General features: G+C 48.7%; 7 protein-coding genes, 2 tRNA genes and 3 rRNA genes. 2 read left to right on the plus strand and 10 right to left on the minus strand.

Annotated features, from left to right (window positions below; translation table 11 throughout):
- Window positions 1–90: 90 nt before the first annotated feature.
- The 4 genes from polA to AACH44_RS20720 all read right to left on the minus strand — a co-directional run bounded on the left by polA (window position 91) and on the right by AACH44_RS20720 (window position 5,240).
- Window positions 91–2,880 (minus strand): DNA polymerase I, encoded by a 2,790-nt coding sequence (polA, locus tag AACH44_RS20705; RefSeq protein WP_261849933.1) that lies wholly within the window; start codon window positions 2,878–2,880, stop codon window positions 91–93.
- Window positions 2,881–3,257: 377 nt separating this feature from the next.
- The gene (dsbA, locus tag AACH44_RS20710) at window positions 3,258–3,881 is read right to left on the minus strand and encodes a thiol:disulfide interchange protein DsbA (RefSeq protein WP_261849932.1); all 624 of its coding nucleotides are present in this window, start codon (window positions 3,879–3,881) and stop codon (window positions 3,258–3,260) included.
- 24 nt (window positions 3,882–3,905) lie between these two features.
- Window positions 3,906–4,892, minus strand: a complete 987-nt coding sequence (locus tag AACH44_RS20715) for a serine/threonine protein kinase (protein ID WP_261849931.1) — start codon at window positions 4,890–4,892, stop codon at window positions 3,906–3,908.
- A 78-nt stretch (window positions 4,893–4,970) separates the two neighbouring features.
- Window positions 4,971–5,240, minus strand: a complete 270-nt coding sequence (locus AACH44_RS20720) for a YihD family protein (protein ID WP_261849930.1) — start codon at window positions 5,238–5,240, stop codon at window positions 4,971–4,973.
- Between the two features lie 212 nt (window positions 5,241–5,452).
- On the opposite strand from AACH44_RS20720, the gene mobA reads away from it, so the two are divergent.
- Together mobA and mobB are read left to right on the plus strand one after the other, a co-directional pair.
- Window positions 5,453–6,031 carry a molybdenum cofactor guanylyltransferase MobA gene (mobA, locus tag AACH44_RS20725; RefSeq protein ID WP_261849929.1) on the plus strand — a complete coding sequence of 193 codons (579 nt, stop codon included), beginning with the start codon at window positions 5,453–5,455 and terminating at the stop codon, window positions 6,029–6,031.
- Window positions 6,021–6,542: a molybdopterin-guanine dinucleotide biosynthesis protein MobB gene (mobB, locus tag AACH44_RS20730; RefSeq protein WP_261849928.1), complete on the plus strand. Its 522-nt coding sequence runs from the start codon at window positions 6,021–6,023 to the stop codon at window positions 6,540–6,542. Before mobA ends, mobB begins: the two co-directional genes overlap by 11 nt.
- Window positions 6,543–6,732: 190 nt before the next feature.
- Here mobB and rrf read toward each other — a convergent pair.
- From rrf to rbsR, 6 genes are all read right to left on the minus strand, one after another.
- Window positions 6,733–6,848, minus strand: a 5S ribosomal RNA gene (gene rrf, locus AACH44_RS20735).
- Between the two features lie 133 nt (window positions 6,849–6,981).
- A 23S ribosomal RNA gene (locus tag AACH44_RS20740) occupies window positions 6,982–9,889 on the minus strand.
- 210 nt (window positions 9,890–10,099) lie between these two features.
- Window positions 10,100–10,175, minus strand: a tRNA-Ala gene (locus tag AACH44_RS20745).
- Window positions 10,176–10,217: 42 nt separating this feature from the next.
- Window positions 10,218–10,294 (minus strand) — tRNA-Ile (locus tag AACH44_RS20750).
- A 73-nt stretch (window positions 10,295–10,367) separates the two neighbouring features.
- Window positions 10,368–11,909, minus strand: a 16S ribosomal RNA gene (locus AACH44_RS20755).
- Together the 16S, 23S and 5S rRNA genes with 2 tRNA genes alongside form the textbook arrangement of a ribosomal RNA operon.
- Window positions 11,910–12,337: 428 nt before the next feature.
- The gene (gene rbsR / locus AACH44_RS20760; RefSeq protein WP_261847328.1) at window positions 12,338–13,333 is read right to left on the minus strand and encodes a ribose operon transcriptional repressor RbsR; all 996 of its coding nucleotides are present in this window, start codon (window positions 13,331–13,333) and stop codon (window positions 12,338–12,340) included.
- Between the last annotated feature and the right edge of the window lie 2 nt (window positions 13,334–13,335).

Genomic DNA, 13,335 nt, shown 5'->3' on the forward strand with positions numbered 1-13,335 from the left:
TTTCATAGAAAATGGTTATCGATTACACAAAGTTAAACCAGGTCACACAATACTGTTATTTAATTACAAAAATAGCACAAAAATCGGCCATTAATGTGCTTGATCCCAATTCATGCCTGTACCGATATCTACCTGCAACGGTACATTCAATTGCATACAACCTTCCATTAATAGCTTGATTTTACTAATGGATTCTTCAATAACCGAATCGTGAATCTCGAAAACCAGCTCATCGTGAACCTGCATGATCATCTTCACCTGCGGCATGTCTTTCTGTAGCCAGTCGTCAATCGCGATCATCGCTTTCTTGATAATATCAGCAGCTGTTCCCTGCATCGGGGCGTTAATCGCCGCACGCTCCGCACCTTTACGCGCCATAGCATTGCGAGAATGGATATCAGGCAGATAGAGACGGCGGCCATCTAATGTGGACACATAACCATGCTCAGCGGCCTGTTGGCGCGTCCGCTCCATGTAATCCTGCACACCGGGATAACGCTCAAAATACAGATTCATGTATTTCTGCGATTCGCTACGTGGAATATTCAGTTGGCGTGACAAACCAAACGCACTCATACCGTAGATCAAACCGAAGTTGATCGCTTTCGCACTGCGACGCTGTTCTGATGTCACCTTATCCAGCGCGGTGCCAAACACTTCTGACGCCGTTGCCCGGTGGATATCCAACCCGTTCGCGAATGCATTCAACAGCCCTTTATCACCCGATAAATGCGCCATGATACGCAGTTCAATTTGCGAGTAGTCAGCGGCAACAATGCTGTAGCCCTTCGGTGCAATGAATGCCTGACGAATACGGCGTCCTTCGTCATTACGCACTGGGATATTTTGCAGGTTAGGATCGCTGGAAGACAAACGCCCGGTCGCAGTAACAGCCTGATGATAAGACGTATGCACGCGCTTCGTCGCCGGATTGATCATCAGCGGCAGCTTATCGGTGTATGTGGATTTCAGCTTGGCCAAGCCCCGATATTCGAGGATCAGCTTCGGCAAAGGGTAATCTAGTGCCAGTTCGGCCAGCACTTCCTCATTGGTTGATGGCGCGCCTTTTGGCGTTTTCTTCAGAATCGGCAGCTTTTGCTTTTCATACAAAATACCCTGTAGCTGCTTGGTCGATGAGAGATTGAATTCTTCACCCGCCAGCTCATACGCTTGTGTTTCCAGCTCCGCCAAACGAGTCGTTAGCTCTTTTGAGTGTTCCGCCAGAATCGCGGGATCGATTAGCACGCCCGTACGCTCGATGCGGGATAAAACTGGCACCAGCGGCATATCAATAGTCTGGAAGACCTGACACAGATCGGCATGTGGCTGGAGTTTCCCCCAGAGCTTCTGGTGCAGATGCAGCGTAACGTCCGCATCCTCAGCCGCATACGGCCCAGCCTGTTCCAGCGCGATCTGATTAAACGTCAGCTGATTTTTGCCTTTACCCGCGATCTCTTCAAAGGTAATGGTTTTGTGCTTCAGATAACGCTCGGCCAAACTATCCATATCGTGGCGACCCGCCACGCTGTCGAGCACATAGGATTCCAGCATGGTATCAAACGCGATGCCGCGTAAATCGATGTCATACCGCTGCATCACGCCTTTATCAAACTTGAGATTCTGACCAATCTTAAGCAGATTTTCATCTTCCAGCAGCGGTTTGAACAAGGCCAATACCGTGGCACGATCCAACTGCTCCGGCGCATCCAGATAGTCATGCGCCAGCGGCAAATAAGCCGCTTCACCGGGCTTAATAGCAAATGACAAACCAATCAGATTAGCAGTGAGTGTATCCAGCCCGTCGGTTTCCGTATCAAAAGCGAAAACCTCAGCCTGTTTTAAACGCTCAACCCAATCGAGCAGCGTTTTCTCATCAAGAATCGTGACGTAACCGTCAGCAGAAAGCGTAGGCGCATTATCTTCTTCAGCAACTTGCTCAACCACCGAGTTACTCACCGCCTGAACAGGTGGGCTGCTCTTTTTACCCTGCATCCAGGTACCTGATTCAATATCTGATAACCAGCGTTTAAATTCATAACGGGAAAAGAGGCGATGCAGTTCATCCACATCCAGCTCGTTAACGGTAAGCTGATCGCAGCTAAGTTCCAGCTCAACATCCGTTTTAATGGTGGCAAGCTGATAAGAGAGGTAAGCCACTTCTTTATGTTGTTCCAGCTTCGGCGCCATGGTTTTCGCACCGCGAAAAGAAAGCTCAGCAATTTTATCAAGATTGGCATACAGCGAATCTAACCCGCCAAGCCCTTGCAATAGCGCCTGAGCCGTTTTTTCACCCACACCAGGCACACCGGGAATGTTATCCGATGCATCTCCCATCAACGCGAGGAAATCGATAATCAGCTCAGGGGGAATACCGTATTTATCACACACTTCCTGTGGGCCAAGAATGGTGTTGTTCATGGTATTAATGAGCGTGACGCTCGGCGTCACCAGCTGTGCCATATCTTTATCGCCGGTACTAATCAGCACCGACTTACCCGCTTTTTCCGCCTGCACCGCAAGTGTACCGATGACATCGTCCGCTTCTACACCGGAAACTGCCAGAAGCGGCAACCCCATTGCTTTCACCATATTATGCAGAGGCTCTATCTGTTCACGTAGATCCTCAGGCATAGGTGGGCGGTGAGCTTTATAATTTTCGAACAACTCGTCGCGAAACGTTTTCCCTTTCGCATCAAAAACAATGGCAACGTGGCTGGGGCTATATTGCAACAGCAAACTGCGTAGCATATTCAGTACGCCATACATTGCACCGGTTGCTTCTCCCGCGCTGTTCGTTAACGGTGGAAAAGCGTGATACGCACGATACAAATAGGATGAACCATCTACCAGTATTAAAGGGTTTTCTGCAATCTGAGCCATAACCTGCCGTGATCGTTGTTAGTCTGTCATAGCGCTAAGCATGCCATAGGTCAGAGAAAGAGACGATCCTTAACGTAAGATATCGGTTGATTTTGCATGGAGCCTCGCAAGATTTTCCTGTGGATAACTTTGTGAATAGTTTTATTCACGTAATTATTAATTACTCCTTTTATCTAATAGAGTTATTTTATATTAATAAAATTCATAATGTTATAATATAATTTGTTTGTTTTTTATGCATGGCAAACTGTCATCCAATTTGTGGATATAAAAAAAAGATAAATAGATATTGTGAGCTGTGAGATATAAAAGAGTGAACGGCTTGAAGTATAGCGGGTATAAGGCCATGCGGTTAGCCCGCATGGCCTATTACGTGATTACTTTTTAGTAATGAGGAAATTCACCACATCAGCATACTGTTTTACGTAAGCGTCCATAGAGCTGGTATCGAGACCATCGTTCTTGATCATATATTTACCATTAACGAACATGGCTGGAACACCACGTAATTGCAAATCTGCCGCCGCTTTTTCTTGCTGGGCAACCAGAGATTTCACAACAAAACTATTCAGAGCACCATCAAACTCTTCCGCACTCACACCCGCTTTTACAAAGACGGTGCGAATATCTTCCGGTTTTTGTAAGGTCTGCGTTTTCTGAACGGCATCAAACATCAGCGGGGTAATTTTATCTTCCACACCCAGCGCCATGGCCACAGCCCAAGCCTGCGTCAGGTTTTTACCCAATGTGCCCAAGAAGTCCACGTGATAACGCGTCATCTTTGTACCCTCTGGCAACGCTTTTTTTACTGCATCAGGAACGTGATAAACCTGTTCAAATTGATAGCAGTGGGGACAATAGAATGAGAAGAACTCGAGAACCTGAGGCTCTTGCGTTGCAGGTTTATCTAATTCTACATATTGCTTACCGTCAGAAAACTCTGCAGCAGAGGCACTAAATGCCAGAACGGCACCAATCAGCGCAAGCCATAATCTTTTCATAAAGTTAACTCTCTCCATTTAATTTCAGTACATTGGCATCAGCTGTAGAGGAGGCTCCTGCAACAGCTGAGTTTGCCCAATAAATATTGCCGTTTGCTTCAACCAGAAATCAGCATCCGTCATCCAAGGGAAACTTTTCGGAAAAGCAGGATCTTCCCAACGACGCGCAACCCAAGCCAGATAATAAACCTGTCGCATCGCGCGAAGAGGCTCAATCAACGTCAGTTCTTTCTCCTGAAAATCCGAAAATTCGCTATAAGCGTCTAATAAGATATCCAATTGAATACGTTGTTCACGGCGGTCACCATGCAACAGCATCCATAAATCTTGTATTGCCGGGCCATTGCGAGCATCATCCAAATCCACAAATAGCGGGCCATCACGCCACAAAATATTTCCAGGGTGACAATCCCCATGCAGACGCAATGGACGCCAGTCGCTGTGCCAATAAGTTTCAACTGTATCAATCAGTTGACGGGTTGCCTGTAAAAAATTATGTCGATGTATTTTTGGTATTAGCGGACACGTTTCCAGCAGCCGATAAGGTTCATGCAAATATTCATTTACCCCAATCGTTGGTCGCTCGGTGAATAACGATTTCTGCCCCGTCTGGTGAATTCGTCCGAGAAAACGGCCGACCCATTCGAGCTGCTCTTCATTATCCATCTCATACTGCCGGCCCCCCATACTAGGGAATACGGCAAAATGAAATCCTTCATAGACATTCAACGTCTGCCCATTAAGAAAAACAGGCGCGACGATAGGAACGTCATCTTCTGCCAGTTGTTGGGCAAACGTGTGTTCTTCCACAATTTGCGCCGCGCTCCACCGTTCCGGGCGATAAAATTTCACGACGAATCGCTTACGATCTTCATCAACGAATTGATACACCCGGTTTTCATAGCTGTTTAATGCTGTCAAACCGGAATCAACGCGCAGCCCGACATCCAACAAGGCATCCACGATCAAATCTGGGAACAGTGTCTGGAAATTAAATACTGAACTATTCATCGAGGCCACAAATGGCCAGAGGCGGCATAAGATATACGCGTAAAATAGTTAGCATCATGAACGTGTTATTTCTTTTCACTAGTCTTTAATAACCCCACGGGCACGCAGCAAAGCTGTTTTGAAATCTTCCTCATAGTCTTTCTTTAGACCGGGAATGACTTGTTTTTTATCTGCATCACGCATTTTCAGATGGTAAATAAGGATATCATCAGTTAGTTCGTTTAACTGCCCCTCAAACCCCGCCTCCTGTGCAAGGTTTTGTAAAAATTGTACCAGGTTTAAATCAGGCTCTTTTTGCCAGGCTGGATGCAGCAGCTCTATCAGCTCATTAACACGGTGACATTTCATTTTTTTCTCCTTAAAAACGGTTTGTACTCAATAAATTTCAAGAAGTAGAAAACAACTTGAGTGATGCTGAATATATAACGATAAAAATAACAGCCTTGTGCACATGAGGAAAGAACTTGGTCTTCTGTGAAAGTTTTCAGAGAATAATGTATGGTTTCTCCCTCACGCGCTTTCGTATGAAGAAAAGTGGGCATAGATAATTGGGTAGTGAAATGATTACAGGCGTTATTCTCGCGGGCGGACGTGCAACGCGCATGGGCGGGCATGATAAAGGTCTGATAGCACTAAACGGTGTACCGCTATATCTACACGCTCTGTCTCGGCTTAAAACACAGGTTGACGAGATCATCATCAGCGCTAATCGTAATCAGGATGTGTATGCACAAAGCGGGTGTCGGATTATTGGTGACTTTGATGCAACCTTTCCAGGCCCGCTTGCTGGCATCCTGAGTGGATTACACGCATCTACGTCCGAATGGGTTGTATTCGTTCCTTGTGATGTTCCGGCCTTCCCCATCGACTTGGTACACCGCTTATGGCAAGCACGCGGGGGGGCAAATGCGATTTATGCCACAGACGGAGAACGACCACATCCCACATTACTCTTAATCAATAAAAACCTTATTGAATCACTAGAGACCTATCTGCATCTCGGAAACCGTAAGCTGATGCTATTTATGGAACAGGTTGGAGCAAACGCCGTTTCATTTAGCGATCAGCCTGAAGCTTTTCGCAATATGAATTCGCCTGAAGATTTATCCAATTGGGAGGAGCAACACCGTGAATCCTAATAGTGTACCTTTGCTCGCAATTGTTGCTTACAGCGGTACAGGTAAAACAACATTACTCAAACGCGTCATCCCTCTGCTAACTAATCATGGCGTTCGGGTCGGATTAATTAAACATACACATCATCAGATGGATATTGATACGCCAGGTAAAGATAGCTATGAGCTCCGTAAGGCAGGCGCAGCACAAACGATAGTTGCCAGCAGCCAAAGATGGGCGCTGATGACGGAGACTCCTGATCAGGAAGAACCAAATATTTACGATCTAGCTGGGAAAATGGATGCATCAACTCTCGACCTGGTGCTGGTTGAGGGTTTTAAACACGAGAAGATCGCTAAAATAGCCTTGTTTCGCCAATCATTGGATAAGGAATTAAGTGATTTGATCGATGAATATGTCATCGCGATTGCAGCGGATACAGAGATAAACACCCGACTTCCGGTGCTTGATATCAATCAACCAGAGCAGGTTGCTACCTTTATCCACCAATGGCTCAAAAATAACAGTCTTTAGTTCAGAGCAGATCGCCATTCACACGAAGCCATTAGGTAATATCTGGTAGAAAGTGGACTTCTGAACCCAAATACCAAGCTATCCATGCCTCATATTCATTATGCAGACTGCGGGATCTCGTAAAAATGTTCACAACGCACGCATAGCAAAAAGCCCCTGTCTTTCGACAGGGGCTTTCCACGTGTTTGATGCCTGGCAGTTCCCTACTCTCACATGGGGAGACCCCACACTACCATCGGCGCTACGGCGTTTCACTGCTGAGTTCGGCATGGGGTCAGGTGGGACCACCGCGCTATCGCCGCCAGGCAAATTCTGTTTCATTCCAACCGTTATGCTTCGCTCTCGCTCTCGCACAACCATCAGAACCAATACTAAAACAAGCTAAATATCAAAACATGTCTCTATGAGTCATCATCACTCAAAACACCTTCGGTGTTGTAAGGTTAAGCCTCTCGGGTCATTAGTACTGGTTAGCTCAACGTATCGCTACGCTTACACACCCAGCCTATCTACGTCGTCGTCTTCAACGGCCCTTCAGGGGCATCAAGTGCCCAGGGAAGACTCATCTCGAGGCAAGTTTCCCGCTTAGATGCTTTCAGCGGTTATCTCTTCCGCACTTAGCTACCGGGCAATGCAATTGGCATCACAACCCGTACACCAGTGGTGCGTTCACTCCGGTCCTCTCGTACTAGGAGCAACCCCTCTCAATCTTCCAACGCCCACGGCAGATAGGGACCGAACTGTCTCACGACGTTCTAAACCCAGCTCGCGTACCACTTTAAATGGCGAACAGCCATACCCTTGGGACCTACTTCAGCCCCAGGATGTGATGAGCCGACATCGAGGTGCCAAACACCGCCGTCGATATGAACTCTTGGGCGGTATCAGCCTGTTATCCCCGGAGTACCTTTTATCCGTTGAGCGATGGCCCTTCCATTCAGAACCACCGGATCACTAAGACCTGCTTTCGCACCTGCTCGAGCTGTCACTCTCGCAGTCAAGCTAGCTTATGCCTTTGCACTAACCTCCTGATGTCCGACCAGGATTAGCTAACCTTCGTGCTCCTCCGTTACGCTTTGGGAGGAGACCGCCCCAGTCAAACTACCCACCAGACACTGTCCGCAACCCCGATTAGGGGCCCACGTTAGAACATCAAACATTAAAGGGTGGTATTTCAAGGTCGGCTCCATGCAGACTGGCGTCCACACTTCAAAGCCTCCCACCTATCCTACACATCAAGGCTCAAGGTTCAGTGTCAAGCTATAGTAAAGGTTCACGGGGTCTTTCCGTCTTGCCGCGGGTACACTGCATCTTCACAGCGAGTTCAATTTCACTGAGTCTCGGGTGGAGACAGCCTGGCCATCATTACGCCATTCGTGCAGGTCGGAACTTACCCGACAAGGAATTTCGCTACCTTAGGACCGTTATAGTTACGGCCGCCGTTTACCGGGGCTTCGATCAAGAGCTTCGCCTTGCGGCTGACCCCATCAATTAACCTTCCGGCACCGGGCAGGCGTCACACCGTATACGTCCACTTTCGTGTTTGCACAGTGCTGTGTTTTTATTAAACAGTTGCAGCCAGCTGGTATCTGCGACTGGCTTCAGCTCCGTCCGCAAGGGACTTCACCTACGCGCCAGCGTGCCTTCTCCCGAAGTTACGGCACCATTTTGCCTAGTTCCTTCACCCGAGTTCTCTCAAGCGCCTGAGTATTCTCTACCTGACCACCTGTGTCGGTTTGGGGTACGATTTGATGTTACCTGGAGCTTAGAGGCTTTTCCTGGAAGCGTAGCATTGGTTACTTCATCACCGTAGTGACTCGTCATCACGCCTCAGTGTTAACGATGACCCGGATTTACCTAAGTCACCCACCTTCACGCTTAAACCGGGACAACCGTCGCCCGGATAACCTAGCTTTCTCCGTCCCCCCTTCGCAGTAACACCCAGTACAGGAATATTAACCTGTTTCCCATCGACTACGCTTTTCAGCCTCGCCTTAGGGGTCGACTCACCCTGCCCCGATTAACGTTGGACAGGAACCCTTGGTCTTCCGGCGTGCGGGTTTTTCACCCGCATTATCGTTACTTATGTCAGCATTCGCACTTCTGATACCTCCAGCAACCCTCACAGGTCACCTTCGACGGCTTACAGAACGCTCCCCTACCCAACAACACCTAAGTGTCGCTGCCGCAGCTTCGGTGCATGGTTTAGCCCCGTTACATCTTCCGCGCAGGCCGACTCGACCAGTGAGCTATTACGCTTTCTTTAAATGATGGCTGCTTCTAAGCCAACATCCTGGCTGTCTGTGCCTTCCCACATCGTTTCCCACTTAACCATGACTTTGGGACCTTAGCTGGCGGTCTGGGTTGTTTCCCTCTTCACGACGAACGTTAGCACCCGCCGTGTGTCTCCCGTGATAACATTCTTCGGTATTCGTAGTTTGCATCGGGTTGGTAAGTCGGGATGACCCCCTAGCCGAAACAGTGCTCTACCCCCGAAGATGAGTTCACGAGGCGCTACCTAAATAGCTTTCGGGGAGAACCAGCTATCTCCCGGTTTGATTGGCCTTTCACCCCCAGCCACAAGTCATCCGCTAATTTTTCAACATTAGTCGGTTCGGTCCTCCAGTTAGTGTTACCCAACCTTCAACCTGCCCATGGCTAGATCACCGGGTTTCGGGTCTATACCCTGCAACTTAACGCCCAGTTAAGACTCGGTTTCCCTGCGGCTCCCCTATTCGGTTAACCTTGCTACAGAATATAAGTCGCTGACCCATTATACAAAAGGTACGCAGTCACCTAACGAGTAGGCTCCCACTGCTTGTACGTACACGGTTTCAGGTTCTATTTCACTCCCCTCGCCGGGGTTCTTTTCGCCTTTCCCTCACGGTACTGGTTCACTATCGGTCAGTCAGGAGTATTTAGCCTTGGAGGATGGTCCCCCCATATTCAGACAGGATGTCACGTGTCCCGCCCTACTCATCGAACTCACAACTTGTGCATTTTTGTGTACGGGACTATCACCCTTTACTGTGCGACTTTCCAGACGCTTCCACTAACACACAAACTGATTCTGGTTCTGGGCTCCTCCCCGTTCGCTCGCCGCTACTGAGGGAATCTCGGTTGATTTCTTTTCCTCGGGGTACTGAGATGTTTCAGTTCCCCCGGTTCGCCTCATTAACCTATGTATTCAGTTAATGATAGTGTGTCGAAACACACTGGGTTTCCCCATTCGGGTATCGTCGGGTATTACGCTTCATATCAGCTTACCGACGCTTATCGCAGATTAGCACGCCCTTCATCGCCTCTGACTGCCTAGGCATCCACCGTGTACGCTTAGTCGCTTAACCTCACAACCCGAAGGTGTCTTTGAGTAATCAAAGTCACATATCGCGCTGCGATTATTTGAGAGACTCATTGACAGACTGATTCATCATTGACACCCGCAGGTATCAATGTTCATTCAGCTGTCATGTTTCAATTTTCAGCTTGTTCCAGATTGTTAAAGAGCAAAATACTTCGCAGCATACTGTTTCCAATACGCTCTGAAGTCTTTTTAATGGTGGAGCTATGCGGGATCGAACCGCAGACCTCCTGCGTGCAAGGCAGGCGCTCTCCCAGCTGAGCTATAACCCCATCTCTACTTACAGTTACCTTAGATACCACTCATGGAAGAGTTGGTAGGCCTGAGTGGACTTGAACCACCGACCTCACCCTTATCAGGGGTGCGCTCTAACCACCTGAGCTACAAGCCTATTAAGGTATTTCTGCTCGTTATTTTCATCAGACAATCTGTGTGAGCACTTCACTTAACACACATCTTCTTGGTAAGGAGGTGATCCAACCGCAGGTTCCCCTACGGTTACCTTGTTACGACTTCACCCCAGTCATGAATCACAAAGTGGTAAGCGCCCTCCCGAAGGTTAAGCTACCTACTTCTTTTGCAACCCACTCCCATGGTGTGACGGGCGGTGTGTACAAGGCCCGGGAACGTATTCACCGTAGCATTCTGATCTACGATTACTAGCGATTCCGACTTCATGGAGTCGAGTTGCAGACTCCAATCCGGACTACGACGTACTTTATGAGGTCCGCTTGCTCTCGCGAGGTCGCTTCTCTTTGTATACGCCATTGTAGCACGTGTGTAGCCCTACTCGTAAGGGCCATGATGACTTGACGTCATCCCCACCTTCCTCCGGTTTATCACCGGCAGTCTCCTTTGAGTTCCCGACCGAATCGCTGGCAACAAAGGATAAGGGTTGCGCTCGTTGCGGGACTTAACCCAACATTTCACAACACGAGCTGACGACAGCCATGCAGCACCTGTCTCACAGTTCCCTAAGGCACCAAAGCATCTCTGCTAAGTTCTGTGGATGTCAAGAGTAGGTAAGGTTCTTCGCGTTGCATCGAATTAAACCACATGCTCCACCGCTTGTGCGGGCCCCCGTCAATTCATTTGAGTTTTAACCTTGCGGCCGTACTCCCCAGGCGGTCGATTTAACGCGTTAGCTCCGGAAGCCACACCTCAAGGGCACAACCTCCAAATCGACATCGTTTACAGCGTGGACTACCAGGGTATCTAATCCTGTTTGCTCCCCACGCTTTCGCACCTGAGCGTCAGTCTTTGTCCAGGGGGCCGCCTTCGCCACCGGTATTCCTCCAGATCTCTACGCATTTCACCGCTACACCTGGAATTCTACCCCCCTCTACAAGACTCTAGCCTGTCAGTTTTGAATGCAGTTCCCAGGTTAAGCCCGGGGATTTCACATCCAACTTAACAGACCGCCTGCGTGCGCTTTACGCCCAGTCATTCCGATTAACGCTTGCACCCTCCGTATTACCGCGGCTGCTGGCACGGAGTTAGCCGGTGCTTCTTCTGCGAGTAACGTCAATCGATAAGGTTATTAACCTTACCGCCTTCCTCCTCGCTGAAAGTGCTTTACAACCCGAAGGCCTTCTTCACACACGCGGCATGGCTGCATCAGGCTTGCGCCCATTGTGCAATATTCCCCACTGCTGCCTCCCGTAGGAGTCTGGACCGTGTCTCAGTTCCAGTGTGGCTGGTCATCCTCTCAGACCAGCTAGGGATCGTCGCCTAGGTGAGCCATTACCTCACCTACCAGCTAATCCCATCTGGGCACATCCGATGGCAAGAGGCCCGAAGGTCCCCCTCTTTGGTCCGAAGACGTTATGCGGTATTAGCTACCGTTTCCAGTAGTTATCCCCCTCCATCAGGCAGTTTCCCAGACATTACTCACCCGTCCGCCGCTCGTCACCCGAGGAGCAAGCTCCTCTGTGCTACCGCTCGACTTGCATGTGTTAGGCCTGCCGCCAGCGTTCAATCTGAGCCATGATCAAACTCTTCAATTTAAGATTTGTTTGATTTGCTGAACTCGTCAGCGATGCTCAAAGAATTAAAACTGTTTATTCGTAATGAATTTACTGTTGTTCACTCTTCAAGACTTTTTATATCGTTAAGATACGGTCTTGTGAGTGCCCACACAGATTGTCTGATTATATTGTTAAAGAGCAGTGCCACTTCATCGGTGGCGCGGGCTGCATATACTATGCTTTTCCGCTGTAAAGTCAAGTCATTACTGACCGCCTTCGTTGAATCTTTTTTCCTGACACCGCAATCGCGTGTCGCTGTTGCCGTGTCAGTGGAGGCGCATTATAGGGACTTCTCGCACGCTGACAAGTGCTAAATGCAAAATAATTACCGAGTGAGTTTTTTTTCAGCAAAGCGCATTAAAAGACAGCGTTATGCCGGGTTTTTCAGCGTTTTCTTAGCCAAAATATTACCGAACAGACTGGCGCACCATTAATTCTGGCGTCAGCACCAACACATTGGGTTCAGTATTTGGATGTTCCAGGCGATACAGCAACGTATCAACCGCTAATTCGCCGAGTTCATCCTTTGGTTGATGAACCGTAGTGAGAGGCGGAGACATATAGCGGGCCAGTTCAATATCATCGTAACCAATAACCGCCATGTCTTGAGGGATTGAAAGCCCTGCCTGATAAAGAGCGTGGTAAACACCAACAGCCATTGCATCGTTACTGGTGAACACCGCTTCGGGCTTATCTTCCAGCGCTAACAACTGCTGCATCGCGCGGTAGCCCGTTTCAAATTCAAAATCACCAAAAATCTCATAATCAGCGGGAACAGATAGCCCCGCGAGCTGCATCGCCTGTCGATAACCTTCTAATCGGTTATAGGCTGTCGTCTTATCTTTCGGACCCGCAATGCAGGCTATCTTTTTATAACCACGAGAAATGAGGTAATTAGTCGCGATCTCGCCGCCGAGCAGAGAGTTATCTTTAATGACATCCATGACGCCTTCAAAGGGTGCCCAATCCATCATGACCATCGGTATAGAAGGATAGCGGCTCATCATTTCAGGCAAAGGGCGATGGCTTTCGGTGCACATAAGCAGTACACCGTCGACCCGCTTTTGCAGCAGCGTTTCGAGACTATGGCTCATTCTGTCGTGATCGCCCTCGGTGTTGCACAGAATCAGGCTATAGCCTCGCTCATAACAACAGCGCTCTACGCCCCGAACCACTTCGGCATAAAACGGGTTACTACTGGCCGTGAGCAACATGCCGATGGTACGGGTCTGGTTTATTTTCAGACTTCTGGCCAGCGCAGACGGCGCATAGTTGAGATCCTCAACAGCCTTCATCACCTTTTCGCGAATGCTATCACTAACAAAGCGATTGTTATTAATGACGTGAGATACGGTAGAAGTAGAAACGCCCGCCAAACGGGCGACATCTTTCATGGTGGCCAAAA

The sequence above is a fragment of the Pectobacterium araliae genome (assembly GCF_037076465.1).
Classification (GTDB): Bacteria; Pseudomonadota; Gammaproteobacteria; order Enterobacterales; family Enterobacteriaceae; genus Pectobacterium; species Pectobacterium araliae.